The organism is Priestia taiwanensis (assembly GCF_014638355.1).
Taxonomy (GTDB): Bacteria; Bacillota; Bacilli; order Bacillales; family Bacillaceae_G; genus Priestia_D; species Priestia_D taiwanensis.
This window is the reverse complement of the sequence record NZ_BMFK01000001.1, coordinates 348,868-370,105: the sequence shown is the minus strand read 5'-3', so window position 1 is coordinate 370,105 and position 21,238 is coordinate 348,868. Positions and strand designations below refer to the sequence as shown.

At 37.9% G+C, this 21,238-nt stretch carries 19 protein-coding genes, 1 other RNA gene and 1 riboswitch; of the genes, 4 read left to right on the top strand and 16 right to left on the bottom strand.

Features of this window, described 5'->3' with window-relative positions:
* From IEV41_RS01895 to IEV41_RS01875, 5 genes are all read right to left on the bottom strand, one after another.
* A complete protein-coding gene (locus IEV41_RS01895; RefSeq protein ID WP_188386761.1) occupies window positions 1–264 on the bottom strand; it encodes a DUF2533 family protein in 264 nt (87 codons plus the stop codon).
* 48 nt (window positions 265–312) lie between these two features.
* Window positions 313–3,729 carry a dynamin family protein gene (locus IEV41_RS01890; RefSeq protein WP_188386760.1) on the bottom strand — a complete coding sequence of 1,139 codons (3,417 nt, stop codon included), beginning with the start codon at window positions 3,727–3,729 and terminating at the stop codon, window positions 313–315.
* Between the two features lie 226 nt (window positions 3,730–3,955).
* Entirely contained in the window at window positions 3,956–5,260 is a 1,305-nt protein-coding gene (locus IEV41_RS01885; RefSeq protein ID WP_188388642.1) for a nucleobase:cation symporter-2 family protein, read from the bottom strand.
* A 17-nt stretch (window positions 5,261–5,277) separates the two neighbouring features.
* Window positions 5,278–5,847: a xanthine phosphoribosyltransferase gene (locus IEV41_RS01880; RefSeq protein ID WP_188386759.1), complete on the bottom strand. Its 570-nt coding sequence runs from the start codon at window positions 5,845–5,847 to the stop codon at window positions 5,278–5,280.
* A gap of 121 nt (window positions 5,848–5,968) precedes the next feature.
* Window positions 5,969–6,071: riboswitch (purine riboswitch) on the bottom strand.
* A 184-nt stretch (window positions 6,072–6,255) separates the two neighbouring features.
* Window positions 6,256–7,767 (bottom strand): carboxypeptidase M32, encoded by a 1,512-nt coding sequence (locus IEV41_RS01875; protein ID WP_188386758.1) that lies wholly within the window; start codon window positions 7,765–7,767, stop codon window positions 6,256–6,258.
* Window positions 7,768–7,898: 131 nt separating this feature from the next.
* On the opposite strand from IEV41_RS01875, the gene IEV41_RS01870 reads away from it, so the two are divergent.
* The gene (locus tag IEV41_RS01870) at window positions 7,899–8,282 is read left to right on the top strand and encodes a YkvA family protein (RefSeq protein WP_188386757.1); all 384 of its coding nucleotides are present in this window, start codon (window positions 7,899–7,901) and stop codon (window positions 8,280–8,282) included.
* 517 nt (window positions 8,283–8,799) lie between these two features.
* Here IEV41_RS01870 and IEV41_RS01865 read toward each other — a convergent pair.
* The 7 genes from IEV41_RS01865 to IEV41_RS20230 all read right to left on the bottom strand — a co-directional run bounded on the left by IEV41_RS01865 (window position 8,800) and on the right by IEV41_RS20230 (window position 15,162).
* A complete protein-coding gene (locus IEV41_RS01865; protein WP_188386756.1) occupies window positions 8,800–10,737 on the bottom strand; it encodes an ATP-dependent DNA helicase in 1,938 nt (645 codons plus the stop codon).
* A 67-nt stretch (window positions 10,738–10,804) separates the two neighbouring features.
* Window positions 10,805–11,947, bottom strand: coding sequence for a THUMP domain-containing class I SAM-dependent RNA methyltransferase (locus IEV41_RS01860; RefSeq protein ID WP_188386755.1), 1,143 nt, complete (start codon window positions 11,945–11,947; stop codon window positions 10,805–10,807).
* A gap of 102 nt (window positions 11,948–12,049) precedes the next feature.
* Window positions 12,050–12,443, bottom strand: an RNA gene (rnpB, locus tag IEV41_RS01855) — RNase P RNA component class B.
* Between the two features lie 80 nt (window positions 12,444–12,523).
* Window positions 12,524–12,826: a cell division regulator GpsB gene (gpsB, locus tag IEV41_RS01850; RefSeq protein ID WP_188386754.1), complete on the bottom strand. Its 303-nt coding sequence runs from the start codon at window positions 12,824–12,826 to the stop codon at window positions 12,524–12,526.
* Between the two features lie 78 nt (window positions 12,827–12,904).
* Window positions 12,905–13,462, bottom strand: a complete 558-nt coding sequence (locus IEV41_RS01845; protein WP_188386753.1) for an SLOG family protein — start codon at window positions 13,460–13,462, stop codon at window positions 12,905–12,907.
* 58 nt (window positions 13,463–13,520) lie between these two features.
* The gene (locus IEV41_RS19910; RefSeq protein WP_188386752.1) at window positions 13,521–13,919 is read right to left on the bottom strand and encodes a CotD family spore coat protein; all 399 of its coding nucleotides are present in this window, start codon (window positions 13,917–13,919) and stop codon (window positions 13,521–13,523) included.
* Window positions 13,920–14,049: 130 nt separating this feature from the next.
* On the bottom strand, window positions 14,050–15,162 hold the full coding sequence (locus IEV41_RS20230) for a YppG family protein (RefSeq protein ID WP_188386751.1): 1,113 nt from the start codon (window positions 15,160–15,162) through the stop codon (window positions 14,050–14,052).
* Between the two features lie 227 nt (window positions 15,163–15,389).
* On the opposite strand from IEV41_RS20230, the gene yppF reads away from it, so the two are divergent.
* Window positions 15,390–15,587 (top strand): YppF family protein, encoded by a 198-nt coding sequence (gene yppF, locus IEV41_RS01830; protein WP_188386750.1) that lies wholly within the window; start codon window positions 15,390–15,392, stop codon window positions 15,585–15,587.
* A gap of 95 nt (window positions 15,588–15,682) precedes the next feature.
* Here the strand turns inward: yppF and IEV41_RS01825 are convergent, their stop codons facing one another.
* The 4 genes from IEV41_RS01825 to IEV41_RS01810 form a co-directional block, all read right to left on the bottom strand.
* Window positions 15,683–15,895: a helix-turn-helix domain-containing protein gene (locus IEV41_RS01825; protein WP_188386749.1), complete on the bottom strand. Its 213-nt coding sequence runs from the start codon at window positions 15,893–15,895 to the stop codon at window positions 15,683–15,685.
* A gap of 9 nt (window positions 15,896–15,904) precedes the next feature.
* Window positions 15,905–16,384 (bottom strand): DUF2975 domain-containing protein, encoded by a 480-nt coding sequence (locus tag IEV41_RS01820; RefSeq protein ID WP_188386748.1) that lies wholly within the window; start codon window positions 16,382–16,384, stop codon window positions 15,905–15,907.
* A 177-nt stretch (window positions 16,385–16,561) separates the two neighbouring features.
* Window positions 16,562–16,801: a hypothetical protein gene (locus IEV41_RS01815; RefSeq protein ID WP_188386747.1), complete on the bottom strand. Its 240-nt coding sequence runs from the start codon at window positions 16,799–16,801 to the stop codon at window positions 16,562–16,564.
* A gap of 160 nt (window positions 16,802–16,961) precedes the next feature.
* Window positions 16,962–17,918 carry a DUF2515 family protein gene (locus IEV41_RS01810; protein WP_188386746.1) on the bottom strand — a complete coding sequence of 319 codons (957 nt, stop codon included), beginning with the start codon at window positions 17,916–17,918 and terminating at the stop codon, window positions 16,962–16,964.
* Between the two features lie 115 nt (window positions 17,919–18,033).
* Here IEV41_RS01810 and recU point away from each other — a divergent pair, with 115 nt between their 5' ends.
* Both recU and IEV41_RS01800 read left to right on the top strand, forming a co-directional pair.
* Window positions 18,034–18,645 (top strand): Holliday junction resolvase RecU, encoded by a 612-nt coding sequence (gene recU, locus IEV41_RS01805; protein ID WP_188386745.1) that lies wholly within the window; start codon window positions 18,034–18,036, stop codon window positions 18,643–18,645.
* Between the two features lie 64 nt (window positions 18,646–18,709).
* Window positions 18,710–21,235 carry a penicillin-binding protein 1A gene (locus IEV41_RS01800; protein ID WP_188386744.1) on the top strand — a complete coding sequence of 842 codons (2,526 nt, stop codon included), beginning with the start codon at window positions 18,710–18,712 and terminating at the stop codon, window positions 21,233–21,235.
* The last annotated feature ends 3 nt before the right edge of the window (window positions 21,236–21,238 follow it).

Genomic DNA, 21,238 nt, shown 5'->3' with positions numbered 1-21,238 from the left:
TTACTGAAGTCGTGTTACGTATTCTTGCACCATTTCAGGCGTTACATACTTGCGTACCGGTACGATTCCTGTTGTCCTTGCTAGTTCGTTCATTTCTTCCGTAATAACATTAATGTTACCTATAGAGAACTCCTCTCCATTTTTACATTTTGCGACCGCTGCTTCAATCGCATCTTCACGGCGATATTCTAATTCCACAAATCTTTTGACTATTTGATGTTGTGCTTGACTATGCTTTGAAATTGCTTCATGTACGTTACTCATCTGTATCCCCCTGTATGTGTTTCTTTACGTCATTGTATCATGTTTTGTCTATGAGATATATGCTATTATTTGTCGTAACTCTTTCTGTAATTTCTCATATAATTCGATATCTGCTTCTTGTAATAACACTTCCTCAAGACTTGTGTAGAATTGGTCAATCTCTTCTATTAACTTACGCTGCATCTCGTCATAGGCATTCGCATATTCCTCCATGTAATGAGAAACAAATTGCTGTTGTGTTGTCTCCGTATATAGAGAAAGTGGTTCTTCTAATTGTTGTTGTATTTCTTCTTCCATTAATGCTTTTTCATTGTTTTCAAAGAATGCTTTCGGATTTTTAAATAACGCTAATGCTTTTTGGAATCGCTTCATATCCATCTCTTCAAACGGCTTATGAAAAGTTGGCGGACGGAACGATACTTCCAAATCAAAAGATACATCACATTGCTCATTCCCTTTTTGTATATCCACTTTCAACTGCTCCTTCGTATATTGAAGGTTATCTTTCATATATTTCTCTAGACGTAAAGATGTTGCACGAATTTCTTGCACAATATCGTGTTCCAAGAACTTCAACAAATCCACTAAGCATGCTTGCAGAATCGTTTTATCTTTCTTTACAACACTTGGATTGAAGAATTCCACAAACACATCGTGTAGACGAACGAATACACGCTTCTTCACGTAGTACAATAACTCTTCACATTCCATACGGAAAGCCTTCTGTTCTGTCTCCGCGAGTGGTAGCATTACTTTCGCTCGTTGTTGTTCTCGCTCTTCTACTAATAATGCGTATTCACGTTGTTTTTCTTCTTCACTCGTTGTCATCATACGAATCATTGTTGTCACTTGCTTTTCTGTATGAACCATGCGGTCTTGCAGTACACGAAGTGACATATGAACGAGATCATGTAATAAGAATCGGTAGAATGACTCTTCAAAGTCTTCAATGCGGGATTTTTTTCGTTCACCTTTCATCGCTTGCTGGCTTGATACACCAAAAATACGTGGTTGTCTAATACCATATTGTAATAATTGTTGTTCGATATATATTTTCACGCTATGCAACTCATCTTCGTCTTTCGCTAAATCAATGGCGTTAATAAGGAAGAACATTTTATCAAGTTCAAACGTATTTTTCACACGCCCTAATTGAATTAAGAACTCGCGGTCCCCGCGTGAAAAGACGTGATTATAATACGTTACGAAGAAAATTGCATCAGCATTTTTAATATACTCAAACGCTACATCTGTATGCCGATTGTTCATTGAATCTGCACCAGGCGTATCAACTAACGTCACACCCATGTTCGTTAAATTACATGCATAATGAATGTCTACTCGTTCAACGTACTTTGCTCGTTCCTCTTTCGCTACGTATTCCTCTAACTCTGAAATATCCGTTGTAAATGTTCTATCTTTCTCATAAATTACAACTGTTCCGTGCGGATATTTATCCGTTGGTGCAGTAATACGATTAATCGTCGCAGTCGTTGGATTTGGCGAAGACGGCAGAATTTTCTCACCAACTAATGCATTCGCAAATGACGATTTACCTGCACTAAAAGCTCCAAACAGTGCAATGGTGAAGCGACGATTCTCTACACGTTCACGCTTCTCACCTAACGTTTGTTGCAAATGATGTAGCGCTGGAAACGGTGTTAATATTTCTTCTACTTTTTTCACTTCTTCTACGACACGTGTAATATGCCCCTGCATTTCGGTACGATTCGATTGTTTTATATCGTCTACGATCTGTGCTTCTACTACATCAAAGCTGTCATTTGTTTTCCAATCAACTTCTCCATTTGCCTCTTTTACCTCGTATTGTTTCATCACATCATCAACGGTTTTCTTGTTATTCGTTACATCTTCACCTTGCCACTTACGAATTAAAACGCCCTTTTCTTCTTCCCACTGTTGTTTCGCTTCTTTCAAGCATAAAAAATCCTGCAACACTCGTACTCGTTCACTTAATTCACGATCAACCTTCGTTATTTTCTCCTCTGTCGCCTGCATGAAATATTGCTTTTCTTGTTGATAGAACACCACATATTGTTCTTTGTATACTCGCTTTATTTCATTTACGACACTATCGCAATAAAATAGTACATACTCCCCTGTTAGTTGATCTGCACCGTTTGTTCGAACTATTAGTACGTTATCTGAAATAGGAATAGCTAGCTCGTATAATCGTTGCTCTACTCCTCGATTTGATACGTCCTGTTGTTTCATAAATTTCTTTACAAATTCCTTCATATGGACATCAATTTGTGTCTTCACTGCTTCTAGCAATGATGCCATTAACTCACGATAACGATGTTCTTTTTCTTTTTCTGTTTTTCCTTTTGCGAAGAATAAGCCTCCTACTTTGAAATTCGGTGATATCGATTCTAAATAACTTTTCACTAACTCACGTACCTCATACGACATAATGTACGCATTTTGCAAAATATCTGTTATCCCACGTTGGAACTGCTGTTCACTTTCTCGTAAAGAAGCGATATATCCTTCTTTTTCTTCATTATAGTTATTTATTATGCCTTCTACCTGTTGGACATCTTCTTCACGATAATGTTCAAAATTAGGTAATGACTCCTTTCGGTACTCCATATGTTGTTCAATTACATACATGCTTTCTTGCTCGTAATTGCGGAGACGCTCTGTCTCTTTCTCTTTATATAACGATTCCATTAACGCCTTTACTTTTTGTAAATCGTTATGTGGATGCTCTTTCTCATAAAGAGATAAGAAGAAAATCTCTTCTTCTGCAACACCTAACGCCGCGAATGCCTCTCTTGTCGATTGTTGATACGTATGAAAAGGTAATTCTTCTTCCTTGTGTTTATCAATTTGATTGACGAAAATATACAATTGTTTGCCACGTTTTTTCAACGTACGAACAAATTCTATGTTCACTGCTGCTTGCACATGATTATAATCCATCATATATAAAATACAATCTGCACTTGGCAATAATTTTTCCGTTGCTAATTTATGCGCATCGTCCGTTGAATCGACACCGGGAGTATCAATAAAGACAACTCCTTTTGCCAAATATGGATGTTTACGCTTCATTTCAATATGCAAAATTTGTTCTCCATTTTTGCACATCGCTTGGATATCTTTTTTCGTATATTCTCCTGGATAAACAACTTTTTCACCTGTATTTAAATAAAGACGAGTTTCCGCTTCTCCATATGAGAACGCTACTGTATTCGCACTCGTTGGTATCGGACTTGTCGGTAACAGCCCTTCACCGAACATCTCATTAATGAAAGATGATTTTCCAGCTGAGAAATGCCCACAAAGCGCAATGTATATATCATTATCTTTTGTTTTCTTCATTAAAGAAACGAGCGACGACGTTGTTTCTTGATCACTATGTCGTTGCACTTGCTCATATAACGAAACTAATCGTTCCCCTATTCGTTCATTAAGTTCTTTCCCCTGTAATGTGCTCAACCTTTTCTCCCCTTTTATTTCTATGAAGTTTCTTCTATTTTACTAGAAAATTCATCATTAATTAAATATTAAGACGTATTCTAATAAAAATAATGAAGACGCCAAAAAGCCTCCCCATCTAAATGGAGAGGCTTCGACGTTTTGAAGGTTAACTTACTGTTGTGCACTTATAGTATAACGCATTTTAACAAAAAAAGACGAGTGAAAAGTTGGAAAAATTATTTTATTACGATGCAACCTTCACATTTTTGCCTATTTTCACATCTTTTCGCGGGAATAAATTAAAAACAATATTTAATAAGACCGCCATAAATCCACCTACAACTATACCATTACTTGTTAAGATACGAAGGTTTTCAGGTAAATGTTCGAAAAATCCTGGTACAGCCGTTACTCCAAGACCAATCCCTACCGAACACGCAACAATTAATAAATTCTCTTGCTTCGCAAAATCAACTTTTGCTAACATTTTTATCCCGTATGCCATCACCATTCCAAACATCGCTAACATTGCCCCGCCCATTACTGGCTTTGGAATAACTGTCGTTAATGCCGCTACTTTCGGAATAAAACCAAGTGTAATAAGGATTCCTCCACACGTGTATATAACAGAACGCGATTTAACTCCAGATAACTGAATGAGCCCTACATTTTGTGAATATGTTGTGTACGGGAAAGCGTTGAAAATACCACCGAATAAAATGGCAATCCCTTCGGCACGATACCCTTTCGCGAAGTCTTTCTCTGTTAACTTACGGTTACAAATATCCGCTACTGCAAAATATACACCAGCCGCTTCTACAACACCGACTAATACAACGAGCAACATCGTAATAATTGGCGTTAACTCAAACGTCGGTGCACCAAAATGGAATGGTTGTACAACGTGGAACCATTCTGCATCTGCAACAGCTTGAAAGCTAATTTGTCCCATAAAGCCAGCAATAACCGTTCCGATAACTAACCCTAACAAAATCGAGATAGAACGAATAAATCCAGTGAAAAATTTATAAATACCAATAATAATAGTAAGGACTAGAAATGCTAAGCCTAAGTTCGAAAGACTACCGAAATCATCACTTCCAATGCCACCTGCCATATCGTTCATTGCTACCGGTACTAATGTAATTCCAATAATCGTTACGACAGATCCAGTTACAACTGGCGGGAAGAATTTCATTAGTTTTCCTAAAAATCCAGCAAACACAATTAAGAAAATACCTGCTACAATAATTGCTCCGTAAATAGCCGATATTCCGTACTGCGAACCAATTGCAATCATTGGCCCTACTGCTGTAAATGTACATCCTAATACAACTGGTAGACCGATCCCAAAGAAACGATTCGAGAATGCTTGTAAGATTGTTGCAACACCACACATTAAAATATCAACCGACACTAAATATGTTAATTGCTCTCCGGTTAAACCAATCGCCCCACCAACGATAAGTGGTACGACTACTGCCGCTGCATACATTGCTAATACATGTTGTAATCCTAATGAGAATACTTTCACTGGTTGTTGTTTCATCATTCTGTCCCCTCTTCTTATAAAAATGACACTTCGCCATTTTCTAACGAAGCAATTCGTGCTAACGCTTCTACTTGCAGGCCTGTTTCACGTAGTCTATCTCCACCTGGTTGGAATGATTTTTCAATAACGATACCAATTCCTGAAATCACTGCTCCAGCTTGATTCACAAGATCAATTAGTCCAAATGCAGCCTCCCCGTTTGCTAAGAAATCATCAATAATTAACACATGGTCATCAGCTGTCACATAATTTTTGGACATTGCAATTTCATTCTTCTCTTGTTTTGTAAATGAATATACTTCTGATACGTACACATCATCTTTTAACGTGAGTGATTTACGCTTTCTAGCAAAAACAACCGGAACTTGAAGTTGCAGAGCCGTCATAACAGACGGTGCAATACCAGATGATTCTAATGTCACGATTTTCGTAATTTCCTTGCTTTCAAAACGTCTAACAAATTCTAGACCAATCTCTTGCATTAATTGTGGATCAATTTGATGATTAAGGAACGAGTCTACTTTCAGTACTTCATTTGATAACACTCTTCCTTCTTCTCGAATTTTCTGTTGTAATAGTTGCATTTGTATATCCCCCCATGAAAAATAAAAAGAGCATAAAAAGAATAATCTCACTAATACATCGAGTGAGGCCATTCCTTTTACGCTCTTCTGCCTAAAAGTAAGTAGTCTATTATACATAAATAGACTACACGCGCTCACTCATAGTCCAGCTAATTTACGGTAGCTAGGTAGAAACTTGTAGGCCATATCCCTACGATTATATGAGTAGCTTCTTTATTATCGATAGGTGAAGTATACATCAATCTTTTTAATTTGAAAAGAGAATAGTATTAAAAAGCTGAATATTTTTTTCTTTCTAGCAATGAATGTTAAGTTTTAAGACTATTTCCAGTTCTTTGTTGTCTCTCTTTTTCGGATATTCCAAAACAAAAAAGTCGTAATGTACATCTGTACATTACGACTTTCCTTTTATAAGTTATAAATTTCTTTATATTTCGCTTCTAAGTAACGGATTAAATGCGTTGCATTTAATTCTTCACCTGTTACATCGCGTAAAATGTCTAGCGGCTTCTTCAATCTACCATGCTTATGAATGTTCTCTGTTAACCATTCACGAATTGGTGTTACATTCCCTTCCTCTAATAACGCATCAAAGTTCGGAATGTCTTTGATCATCGTATTTTTAAACTGTGCTGCATACATATAACCTAATGCGTAAGATGGGAAGTATCCGAAGCTTCCACCTGACCAGTGTACATCTTGTAGTACACCTTTGGCATCATTTTCAGGAACAATTCCTAAATATTCTTCCATCTTCTCATTCCATACTTTCGGCAAGTCTTTTACTTGAAGATTTCCGTTAAATAATTCTTTTTCGATTTCATAACGAACCATAACATGTAGTGGATACGTTAATTCATCAGCTTCAATACGGATGAATGATGGTTTACTTTCATTAATTGCTTCATAATATTCGTCTAGTGACAATGAATCAAATTGACCATCGCTATATTCTTTCAGACGGTCATAGTGACGTTTCCAGAATGATTTATTACGTCCAATCATATTCTCATAAAATAATGATTGTGACTCATGAATCCCCATTGACGTTCCAGCACTTAACGGCGTTCCCATTAAGTCACTTGAAATGTTTTGCTCATATACCGCATGTCCACACTCATGAATTGTACCGAATAATGCCATACGGAAATCATTCTCATCATAACGAGTTGTAATACGAACGTCTTTTTGACTTAATGTAATCGCAAATGGATGTACTGTCTCGTCTAAGCGACCAGCTTCGAAATCATAACCTAACTCTTCTACTAATTTCAATGTGAATTCTTCTTGCTTCGCTTTTGAGAAATGCTTAAATAATGCCTCTGTCTTTAATTCTTTCTTACTCTCGGCAATTTGCTTCACTAACGGTACAATACTTTCACGTAATTGACCGAATACGCGGTCTAATACTTCTACCGTTACGCCTGGCTCATATTCGTCAAGTAATCTATCATAAGGTGTTCCTTCATAGCCTAAGTATGTAATAAATTTCTTATTAAATGCCACAAGTTTTTCTAAATATGGCTCAAACATCGCAAAATCAGACGCTTCTCGTGCTTTTTCCCATGTACTTTCCGCAATCGCTTGTAGCTTCACATATTCTTGATATTCTTCTTTCGGAATTTTCTTATTGCGATCGAATTCTTTACGACATTCCGTTAACGTCTTCACTGTAATTTCTGATAATCCTTCTTTTCCTTCTAACTCCTTTAAGAAAGATTCCATCTTCTCTGACGTAGACATATCAAAAATATCTGCGGAAAGAATGCCAATTACTTCTGAACGTTGCTCTATCCCTTTCGAAGGTGCCCCTGTACGTAAATCCCAGAAAACAAGGCTTAATGCTTCACCATAACTACCCATTTTCTTCACATATGCTAAAAACTCTTGTTCGACTGTTTCAAGTTGTTGAACTGTCATACTACTAATCCCCCTCCTCTACCTTTATGGCTAACATTATATAATTCGGCATCTATATATGTAAATCCTTTTACTTTTGCATCACCATACGCTATCATTTTGTACAAGAATGTTAGTCGGGAGGATATTTCATGAAAGAAGAAAAACATTACTCAGAGCAAAAGTTATGGCAAAAAATAAAACGAGTTGCAAAAAAAGCAGGAACCTCTGTTATTTATGCCGTATTAATCCTATATTATGTATTGCAAAAACCCGAAGTACCAACGAAAGTAAAAGGCGTCATTATCGCTGCATTAGGATATTTCATCTTACCATTAGATCTTATCCCAGATATCGCCGTTGGAGTTGGTTACACGGATGACCTAGGTGTACTTGTTAGCGCAATTATTACTGCTTCGATGTACATTGACGAAGATGTGAAAGAAGAAGCAAAAGAGAAACTTCACTCATGGTTCGGTGATGATATTGATACGAGCGAAATTGATAATAAGTTAGGCAGTCCTTTGGAAAAATAACCGTTCTTCACTAAAAGATTACACTGCACTTCGAGTGGACGCTTTCCGCGGGCGAGAGTGAGCCTCCCTGGCAAAGCCTGCGGGGTCTCACTTCCCTCGCTTTTCCCGCAGGAGTCGCCACTCTCCGTTCCGTATACGTAACGTCCTTTATTTCTGAAAAATCAACTTCAAATGATACTACACCCAAATAATTTATACAGTGACTGAAGAAAGATAATGGTATTTCCGAAAGACACCTCTTAAAAACAGGAGAAAGTGTACGAAATTAGACATACGAAACTACATCTTTCAAAGGAGGAATTAAATGTCTAAATACTGGGTGTTTCAAATTCTAATCTTTTTATTTTTTGCGATAGGTTTTTATTTTTTTAATTTCCACTATAAAAACATCTACTATCTCATCGGATTTTCCTCCATCTATGGCCTTTTACTATATATAAACCATAAAGTTAACTATAAAAAGAACAAACAAAAAGAGGATAACACCTGCTAAGATAGCGTGTTATCCTCTCTTTCTTTATACGTATTGTGGTTCTACTGGAAGTACATCCACAACTGCATCTTTTACGTGCTTGTCGATATCCTCTGTTAATAAGATAGAAATCGAACCGCTATCTTCTGTCGTACGAATTAAACGACCAATACCTTGACGTAAACGAAGAATCATGTACGGCATATCTACTTCTTCATGCGGATTCGCCACTTGGTTACGCTTCGCTTGGAAGACTGGATCGTTTGGAGGGAATGGTAATGACCAGATGATTACTTGTGATAATGATTCACCTGGAATATCAAGACCTTCCCATAAATGTACAGCGCATAGAACGCTGTTCACATCATTTTGGAATGAAGAAACTAAGGAACTAATTTCTGCTTCCCCTTCAAATAAGAACGGTACATTCACATCCATTTTTGCCACTTCCGCTTGGAACATCGCTAATTCTTCAGTTGAACGGAATAATACTAATGTTTTTCCTTCTAACTTCTCAATATGCTCCATGGTATACGTAAACTTCTGTTCAAATGCATCGTCTGTCTTAAATGTCGGGATGTATACTTTCATATTCTCGTCGTAATCAAACGGTGATTCAACAGAGAATGATAAGTAATCTTTTACACCTAAGCTATTTGCCATATAGTCAAATGATTGTTTCTCTGACATCGTTGCAGAAGAGAAGATGTACGGCATTTTCTTCGAGAATACTTTCTCACGTAATACTTCTTCTACTGCTCGTGGCATAACAACTAACGCTAATGTACCTTGTTCATTTTCTGCCCACGTAATAACGTTCTCTCCGCGGAATAATAAGCGCAGTGTGTACTCTAACATATCTAAGTGCTCATCCACAATTTTCAAGTCGTATTGTTCGATTGTGTACATTTCACTCTCAAATACTAACCCATCACCAATATCAGCTAAGAAAGAATGAAGCTTACGTCCTTCCCTCATTAACTCTTCTGAAAGCTCTACTTCCATACGGTGCGAGCCAGATACTTCTGTCGTATAGTTGAACAACGTATCGAAGAATTGTGTGTTTTGCTCAATCGTTTCTTCTACAAGTGTTGCGAACTCTTCGCGAACATCATTTTGTAGTAATCGTGTTAGAAGTTCTTCTAAGGAGTTTTCTTTAATGCGGTGTGTTAATGCTTTTTGTGCTGCGTATTCTACTAAGTGTCCTTCGTCGAATACAACACAACTCGCTTCTGGTAATAATGGCATTTGACCTTCACGCTTACGTGCATCAATTGTCCATACGTGTTCCATGTAGAAATCTTGCGAACAAATGATTAAGTCTGTTGCTTTACGGTAGTGGTCGCGCGATAATGTTTGCCCACAACGATGGCGCTTGTCACACGTGAAGCAGTCTTGGTAGTAATCCCAACCAATTTCCTTCCACTCTTCATCATTTAATTCTGGGTATTCTTTACGATCACCGTAATGGTGGAATGATTGCATTCCTGCATTGCTCAGTACAAAATCAGGTAGGCTCTCATGTACTTGTTCAATTCTCTCTGAAGGTAGACCCGCTACCGCATCATCTAATTTTTTTAAACATAAGTAGTTTTCTTGTGACTTCGCAAGACGTACGTCCATCGTTAAATCCAACACTTGTGAAAGCTTCTTAATATCGCCCTCTTCTTTCACTAACTGTTCAATTAATGTTTCATCTGCACATGCGATAATTGCAGGCTTGCCAACGTAACGTGCATAGCATACAGCATATAGTAAATAAACGATTGTCTTCCCTGTTCCTACGCCCGCTTCAGCGAAGATTACGTTCTTTTCTTTAAATGCTCGCTCTAATTGGAATGCCATAAATACTTGTTCATCACGTAAATCGAACCCAGCGTCAGGTAAAATATCGTAGAAAACATCCCCAACCCATTCATTTAACTTATCAAAAAAATTATCTGTTTTTCCCACTTCAAACGGAAGTTTTTGACGTGTCAGCATACAATCCCTCTTTTTCTTTTCATAATAATAAAGGAAAGAAACTCGGCAAGCGCCGAGTTATACAACATTATTCTTGAATTCTTGGTGGTCTCTTCCCAAAGTATTGATAGTAATCCGTCTTAATGAAACCATTGAATAGTTTGCGTTTCTTTGATGCTGGTTTACCATAGAACTGTTCAAAGCCTTCATGGCTCGTCAATAAATACACAGACCATGTATCCAACGGACGAAGAACCTCTCCCATATCTGCATATAACTTCTCCACTAATGGTTTCTCACTTAAACGTTCACCATAAGGAGGATTCGTCACGATATACCCGTATTCCTCTCTCGTTGTGAAATCTTTCATTTGCATTTGCTTAAATTTCAACATATCACCGAAACCAATTTCTTCTGCGTTCTCTGTTGCAATCTTAACCATACGATGGTCTAAATCACTACCTGTAATGTTTAATTGTTGGTCGTAATTTGCTAAATCTTCTACTTCTTCACGAGCTCGATTCCAATTGTCTTTCCCAATCCATACCCAATCATCAGAAGCAAAGTCACGGTTAAATCCAGGTGCGATGTTTTGTCCAATTAATGCAGCTTCAAGCGCAATTGTACCTGAGCCACAGAAAGGATCAACAAACGGCTTATCTGGCGTCCAGTTCGTTAACATAACAAGTGAAGCAGCTAACGTTTCTTTTAACGGCGCTTCCCCTTGTGCAAGACGATATCCACGCTTATGCAGACCAACACCACTCGCATCGATTGTTAACGTCGCAACATCCTTTAGTAACGACACTTCAATACGATATAAAGGACCATTCTCCTCAAACCATGTTGTGCGCTTATATGTATGTTGTAATTTATTTACGACAGCCTTCTTTACGATACTTTGACAGTCAGAAACACTAAATAATTTCGATTTAACTGATTTACCGATAACAGGGAATTCTGCATCTTCTGGAATGTAATCACCCCAATTTAACGCTTTTGTCTTCTCAAATAGTTCGTCGAATGTGTGTGCTTTAAATTCGCCTACTTTAATTTTGATACGATCGGCTGTACGTAGCCATAAATTTGCACGACAAATAGCCTGTACATCCGCCTCAAACGTTACTTTTCCATTGTCTACTTGACACTCGTACCCAAGATTTCGCACTTCTCGCGCTACTAATGCTTCTAATCCCATAGCAGCCGTTGCAATTAACGTTACTTTTTTCATAGCCATTCTCCTATATTAAATGTTCTATCTTCTATTATGACAACAAAAAGCCCTCCTCATAACTAAGGAAGGCTTGAAGTTTCGAATTTATCATCCATAACGTTTTGTAAGCCATGTTCTGTACCATCGTACTACAAGCGGTTCTTAACCTCGTACTCAGGTGGTAACCATCTGTCTACAGAATGAACACTTCATCTGTCCTTCTCCTCCGTTCATTTCCGTGGAGAAAGTGCCCCTACCATTATTTGGGTTTCTCACTCGTGGGGTTTACCGCGTTCCACTCCCATCATTTCTTCTGGGACTACGTCACTGTGGCACTTTCAAGGTAGTAGGACCATATCCCGAGGGACTTAGGTCGGTTCCCTGCCGTTAGCTCAGTCGATACCAAGCTACCCTAGCTTATCTTTTCGCTAGGCACGAACACTACGATCATCACAGATCGTGTGAGCATGGACTTTCCTCTACAACAAAGCTGTTGCAGCGATTACCCAAACGTTATTGAATGCAACATATATCAGTATAGTAAAAAATAAATAAAGATGCAACCTTTATTTCGATGTTCTCATATCTAAAATATTATTCGTACAGTTTGCTACCGAATACATGCTTCTCTAAATTCGATAATCGACGTAAAATATCTGGATTCGTATTTGTAAATGGCGCTGCAGCTGGCTTCGTTACGGCTGGTTCATCCGTCGATTTCTTCAAGCGTTCATTTTCTTTCTTTAATAACTCAATTTCTTTGGATAACAATTCGTAATCTTTAATGATTAAATCTAAAAATTTGTCCACTTCTTCTTGGTTATAGCCTCTAATTCCAGTTTTAAATTCTTTGTCTAAAATGTCTCTTGTAGTTAAATTAAGTTTTCCTGATTGCATACTATCACCTCAAGTTCTTTTGCAGAAACTTTCAAGTATTAATTTTTTCAAAAAATCTGCGTTTTGTCAAATAAAGGGCTATTCTTCCCATCTATTCCATTGCTCTTCTTCTACTATGTCTTGAATATCTGCAAAAGTAATTGTCATTATTTCATATTCTGCTCGTTCTTTCTTCTTCATAGCCTCTGCTAATATGTATTTCGGCGAAGCCTCATGCTCGCTATCATACATTATAATCATACCATCACTCTTATCTACTAAAAAAGAGTTTTTCAAACGAAATTGCATTGGATTTTCATATTTTCTTTTTGTAATACTATCGACATGATCAGCATGAATTAATACTTCTTCATACATCATTTTATTATGCTCGTTCCAATTCTCTTCTTGTTCCAAAAATGGCGTGAATAATCCTAACTGCAAGTGTGGATGTTCTAACTGAATGTCCACTACAACTTGTGCTGCCCATAACTCGACTCCAAGCTGTCCACTAATAATTACCCACTCTAATCCAGCTTCAACTAACGGTACTAATCGCTTTCGAATAGCTTGTTTGATATATGTAACTGCTGGATTCTTTTCCGAAAAAACTCCTAATTCAGATGGCTTATATCCTGTAATAACAACAACTTTCACATTTTCAACTCCTATAGCAAACAGAAGAACTGGCGGCTATCACCAGTTCTTCATACATCTATTTATTACCGTATGGCTTTCCATACATAGGACCTTGAGGTGGCATTCCCATTCCTGGTGCTCCTCCAAACCCTCCTGGTGCTGCTCCAAATCCACCCGGTGCTGCTCCAAATCCGCCTGGTGCTCCGCCAAATCCACCCGGTGCTCCGCCGAACCCACCTGGCATTCCGCAACCAGGTCCTGCATCAACATTCTTCACTGTGTTTGCACAAGAAGTTGAATGTGGGAAATAGTGCTTATGCTCAAATACGTGATGGTTTACAAACGTCGTATGACTTGGGTGAACATGCGGTACTACCGTTTTGGAAAACGTATGCTCCTCACAACACTTAGTTGGATGAACAATTGGTGGTGCACACGGTGGAAAACATGGCTTACATGGATTACCGTAGAACATTTGTTTTTCCCCTTTCCATCTATCTGTTATTTATCTTTACACTGCTACAGTATGATGAGAAAGGTGTACATGACTAAACAAACACCTATTTTATACAGAAAAACATGTATTTATATCTTACTTTATCATATCATTTCACAGAAAAGAATGCGCCTACTTGTTTTACCATACCACTCAATTGATTCATCGTATTCATTACTGTCCCTGCTGTATTCATCATTTTATTAATATCATAGTTGCCATCAGATGCTTTAAATTGTGCTAACATATTTTGAAACTGCGATGGTTCCTTTTTTCCATTTTGATTTGGTTGTACAGGATAAGGAAATTGCGGTCCCATTCCACCTAACGCTTGAAAATTCGGTCCATCAGGTGGAAAGAATGGTACACTTTGTTCCTGTGGCATGTATACATGAAAAGGATTTTTCCCATTAGATTGTTGGTCATGCATCATTCCATGTCCTTCTTGTGCATATGCCTGTTGTTGATACGGGGATGGCTGTACCTCAGGCTGTTGATAAGCTGATGGCATAGATGCATGACCTTGTGGCTGTGTATCATATGGATGATTGGACGGCATCATCCCGTATAAGTTCCCTCCTTGTTGAGGAGATGAATGAATGGATGGATTACTTTGATGAGCTGGCCCCAATGGTGGGGTTGAATAAGGAGTTTGCGAGGATCCCTGCTGTTGATGTTGCATAATAGCCGGTGGAACTGGTGTCATCTGGGGATACGAAGGAACGAGATTTTCTTGCCCCATTCCTATATGCTGATAGCTTTGGTTATTTACATCGTGTTGTTGAGTCGAGGGCATCATCCCGTATGAATTATATGCTGTTTCTTCTTCCCTACGCGGTAACATTCCACGCCTTCCTCTCGGATAATGATGTGATGCCTGTATTGGATATGGATGAGGTGGTACTTCTGGTTGCCCATATGTCCCTTGCATACGATGTATATGCGTAGGCGAATTTGTTACTGTAGGAGATGTCCCTATTCTCGTGGGTTGGTGCCCACTCATTTGCTGGTGGCCGTTCAAATGATAGTACTCCGGTGGAATCCCCATCATTTGTTGCTGATCAGGCGACATGCCAATCCTTGTAAATCGTTCTTGATGCGGAATAGGTGCCCCTCCTCCCATTTGATGCATGGACGGCGGTACTCCCATCATTTGTTGTGGAGGCACGTGCATCGTATGAGAAGGATGATGTGGTATTCTTTCTCGTGGTTTATTAAACATCTGTACCCCTCTTTCATCATTGCATTTTCTGCTCCAGTATATGTGCACACGCCCCTAGATGTGTATCCTATAAAAAAACAGAATATTGTCTATTATTGTCGAAAGTTTAAATTTTTAGAAAAAAAGGAAAATATGTATTATATGCTACTATAAGTACACTACAGGATTTATTTACCATGTTTGAAGGAAATTGAGAGCACTATCGATTACTTAAGGAGGGGTTATGTATGACATTACAAGATCTGAAACGGGAATTTATCTTGCACAAACAGTACGAGGCAGAAGATCTAAATGAATTGATGGACTTTTTACGAATTTGCTATGTAAAAGGAGTCGTCGCTATCTCCACATACCGTAATCTCATTAAAGAATTAGAGCTACTCGGCGCAACTAAGCCAGCATACGAGATTGAGGCAATAAGTTAAGTATATCTCCCCATTTCCATCAGTCAGAGTTGAAACTTTTTCAAAAAGGGCAAATAAAAGGAACCTCCCATGAGGTTCCTTTTATTTATTAACATTTAATCTTCTTCCATTTTATACTCTAAAATATCTCCAGGCTGGCATTCTAACGCTTTGCAGATTGCCTCTAAAGTAGAAAATCTAATTGCTTTTGCCTTCCCATTTTTTAAAATAGAAAGGTTCGCCATCGTTATTCCAACCTTCTCTGAAAGTTCTGTCACACTCATTTTCCTTTTTGCTAGCATTACGTCAACATTAACTATAATCGCCATGTTATCACCTCAAACCGTTAAATCATTTTCCTCTTTTATATCAATAGCATTTTTTAATAGCTTTTGAAGAACAGCCGCAAAGACTGCAACTACCATTGAAGCAAATATAACAACCAGTCCAAGCACGATAAGACCTGGAGCGTCATCTGCGTCTGCTAAAAGGTATAAGAACGGCAGAACTAGTACATACAACATACTAAGTGAAACTGCACAATATTTTATACTCTTTAATGCCTTTACAGATAACTCTGAAAAAGCAATGTTTTTGTCAATATAACTTAACAATTTTAACGTCTGATACAACGCAAAGAAAAATGGTATGGCTGTTGCATACAAAATAATTAAAAAAGGATATTGTAAATACGCCATGTTAGGAAGTAACTTCGCGTAAAATCCAGCTAATTCAGGTAATATAACTATACATAAACCAAGTATTGGAATTCCAATAAGAAAAACGACTATCTTTAAAAAAAGTGTTTCTCGTTTCATAAAACAGCACCTCATTTATTCATTGTACCATTGAATCTAACACAATATTTATCGTTTAGCAATAATAGTTTAATCCTTTTTAATAAATACACCTACTATACACTTCATTAATCATCGCAAAATAAAAAAGCATTCCTTCTTATTAAGAAATGCTTTACAATACTTAACGCTATTTCATTAGCTAATTGCTCGTTCACATATATTCACATTCCGATCACACATATCATGTTGAGACGTTACGAACCTCTCTAAATGATTGATACGCATATCAACCTTATCTACTTGATTCAGGAGTACTTCAGATTGTTGTTTAATATGATGGTTTATCGTTAACGCAAGATTTGATTCTGTCAATTCCAGCTTTCCTACCAACGCATCGATTACTTGTAAACAATTCGTCTTACTTACTATAATCATACTCCCAGCCCCTTTACTTGGATACTTGATAATGTATTCTCTACACTCTTTCCCTATTCCTTTACATACGACAAAACTAGTTGTATTTCGGCAAAGAAAGTGCTAATTCTTCTTCCCTACTTTTAAAAGCGTCAAGTTTTGGCGAATATTGCGAATATATTTATCCTTGTAGATTTGTAAGTATATGTACGAGCTGTTGTTTGCGCGAGAAAGCGCCGCGTATATTTAAACCATCACCAATTTCTATTTCTTCAAACCAGTTCTCTTCATCTAACCCATCTTGATACCAATCTACCGTACAACTGCGCGTATGCGAAATCATCGGGTAAACAAGGTGTAATGGTAACGCTTGTTCTTTCTTCATGGGCGGACTATATTGCTCGTAATCCATTCTAGAACCAGTGGGAGGTGTTCTTGATGCAAATGCAATAAATAAAGGATACATCTCACAATGAAATAGTAAAGCAACTAACTTCTTCCCTAATCTAATTCGCTCACTTACCTCCTTGAATCCCTTCACAGCAAATCCATATAACTCTCCTCTTAGCGTTGGAAATACAACGTAACTAATCCGTAACCATTCCTGCACATGAAAATGGAAAGATTGAAACACTTCCTTCGAAAAGTATGGGTGATCGATTACTGGCTTTTGAATAATATGTTGCTCATTTATAATAAGGGCAACACATATTCGTGCGGTATCCCCACTCTCCATATATCTTTCCCATTCCCTTTTCATAAAGACCGACACATGGAAGAACGGAAGTAAATGTACAAATGATTTACCCCTCTTCTTACTAACTTCGTACAATAATAGTTGTGGATAGGCGTCTAAAAAAATAAGCCAATTCGCCCTTTCATATGTTAAGAAAAGACGTGTACGCTCTTCTTTATGTAGCCCATCAAGCACTCCACCTTGTGTCAAATCAGTCATATTCCACCCGGCATTACGGGAAACCATTCCCGCCAAGAACGACCACTTTATTTCATCATTTCGTTTGTAATACGCCTCATATGCTTTTGTCCTTGAAATATTATCGCAATTATATATCTCTGTTTCCTTCTGTATATATGCAATTAGCTCTCTCTCTTCAATTGATACTATATGTTCAAACATATCTCTCACCTCGTCTTAGCCATCCCCTTTCAGGTAAAAGTTTATAACCATTGCATCTAGTTTTTTGGTATAATCTCACTAGGCGAGAAAAGATGGTGGTGGAAAAAAAGATAAAATGACAATTCGATATCCTAATGGAAAAGTGTATGTTTCACCTAAAGAAACAACAAACACGCCAAAAGCACCGAAGAAACAAACGACATATAGTAACCGTGGAATGACACTTGAAGAATACTTAAATGAAACAAATGAATACTATCGTTCTAAAGGAGTAGCATGTGTTCATAAGAAACCTACTCCTGTTCAAATTGTGCACGTAGAATATCCAAGACGTAGCGCTGCTGTCATTAAGGAGGCTTATTTCAAGCAAGCTTCGACGACTGACTACAACGGCGTCTACAAAGGTAAGTACATTGACTTTGAAGCAAAAGAAACGAGAAACAAGACTAGTTTCCCACTACAAAACTTCCATGTACACCAAATTGAACATATGAAAGAGATAATACATCATGACGGTATAGCATTTGTTATTATCAAATTCACAACACTAGATGAAGTTTATTTACTCGAAGCTGTTCATCTTCTTCATTTCTGGAAAAGATATGAACACGGTGGACGTAAGTCAATCACAAAAGCAGAGCTAGAAGAAGTGGGACACCCTATCAAGTTAGGCTACCAACCACGTATCCCATATTTGAATATACTAGACACATTATACTTTTCGTGATAAATTCAATAAATACTTTTCTGCAGCTCTTTTGTGAATAATGTGAAAGGTAGGAGAAGACAGTATGTCAGAAAATTATCGTTCACGCGAAGAACGAAAAAAGATACAACAAGAGAAGAAGGCAAAACCAACTAAAAACAAAGCAAAAAAACCACTTTGGAAAAAAATTATGCTTATTTGTTTAAGCATCTTCGTATTCTGTATCATCGTTGGTGCAGGAACATTCCTTTGGATGATTCGTGATGTGCCATCCTTTGATGAAACACTTCTAAAAGATCCAGTTTCATCAAATGTATACGATATAAATGGCGATCTTATCGATGAAATCGGCGTACAAAAACGCGAACAAATTGAATATGAAGATATTCCGAAAGTGCTAGAAGAAGCTGTTCTATCTATTGAAGATAGCCGTTTCTATGAACATAATGGTTTCGATCCTAGACGCTTTATGGGCGCTGTCGTAGCGAACTTCAAAGAAAGATCCTTTGCAGAAGGCGGTAGTACCATTACACAACAAGTTGTGAAGAACTCTTTCTTTACAAATGAGAAAACAATTAAGCGTAAAGTACAGGAGCTTTACTTATCATTCCAGTTAGAACGTAAATTCTCAAAACAACAAATTTTAACAATTTATTTAAACAAGATTTTATATGGCGGTCGTATTTACGGTGCTGGAAAAGCGGCTGATTATTATTTCAGCTTACCAAAAGATAAATTACATGAGATGACATTAGAGCAGGCTGCATTATTAGCTGGTCTACCACAAAGTCCAAATAACTATAATCCAGAAAAGTATCCAGAAAAAGCAGAAGCACGTCGCAATACTGTATTAGCACAAATGCACAAAAATGGCTATATTACAGAAGCTGAAATGAAAACAGCACAAAGTAAGCCAGTCACAGAAACACTTAAAATCAACAATCCAGAAAGCGGAAAATATGCAGCTTTCGTTGATACAGCAATTGAAGAAGTAACAAATGCATTACCAGATATTAACGTGAGTGAAGCAGGATTAGAAATTCATACAACATTAGATCCAAAAGTTCAGCAAGCAACAGAAGATGTACTTGCTGGAAACGGTGGTGTGAAATTCCCAGATGCCAACTTCCAAGCTGGTATCGCTATTGTTGATACAGAATCTGGTCAAATTAAAGCAATTGGTGGCGGTCGTGACTACAAAAAAGGTGGACACAACAAAGCAAAAGATATTCGCCGTCAACCAGGTTCGACATTCAAGCCTCTTATCGACTATGCGCCAGCAATCGAGAAGCATAAATGGGCTACCTCACACGAATTAAAAGATGAGCCTTACACGTATAAAGACGGGAATGTTTTAAATAACTTTGATAAAAAGTTCAAAGGACATATGACGATGCGCGACGCGCTCGTACAATCTCGAAACGTACCTGCAGTTAAGGCATTAAATGAAGCAGGCATACCGTACGCACGTGATTTCGTTGCAAATTTAGGCATTTCTGTACCAGAAAAACTAACCGAGTCAGCTGGTATCGGTTCGTTCGATCCCGGAACATCACCACTTGAAATGGCCGGTGCATATGCAGCATTTGGTAACGGTGGTTCATTCACAAAACCATATGCTGTAACAAAAGTTGTCTTCCCTGATAAGACAGAACAAGACTTGGTTCCAGAAACGAAAAAAGCAATGAAAGACTCCACTGCATTCTTAATTACAGACATGTTACGTGGTGTAACGAAACACGGTACTGGTACAGCCGCTAACGTTTCGAAACTAGACATTGCAGGAAAAACGGGTACAACTAACTTTGCTGATGAAGACATCAGGAAATTCAAAATGAAAAACAGCCCAACATGGGATAGCTGGTTCGTAGGCTACACACCTCAATACTCAACAGCGGTATGGACTGGTTACGATAAGACATCTGAAACCGACTATATTAAAGGAAAAGATACTGTAATTTCTCAGCAAATCTTTAAAGCGATTATGAGTAAAGTTGGCACAGATACATCTTCATTTAAAGCACCTAACAGTGTGGAGAAAGTTGGAAATGAATATCGCGTTAAAGGTGGCGAAGAAATTAAAGCAGTTGAAGAAGAGAAACTAGCAAAGCCAAATGTAAATGCTAACTACGATGCAGCATCAAAGAGTATTAAAGTGAACTGGAGCTTCCAAGCACCAGAAAATGAAACAGCAACATTTGAAGTTTCTTACACAGTAGACGGTGCAACTACCCCTCTTGCTGTAAGTGGGAATAGTGCAAGTATTCCCAACGCTATCCCAGGAAAGAGTTATACAATTTCTGTTGTAGCCGTTACATCAAAAGGAAAAAGTGAACCTGGAACTATAACCGTTACGCCTACTGCAGCAGAAACACCAGATCCAAATCAACCGGATCCGAATAAACCAGATCCAAACAAACCAGATCCGAATAAACCGGATCCAAACAAACCGGATCCAAATAAACCAGATCCAAACAAACCGGATCCAAATAAACCGGATCCAAACAAACCGGATCCAAATAAACCAGATCCAAACAAGCCAGATCCGAACAAGCCAGATCCGAATAAACCAAACCCGGGTAACGGTGGGAATGGCAATAATAATCGCTAAACA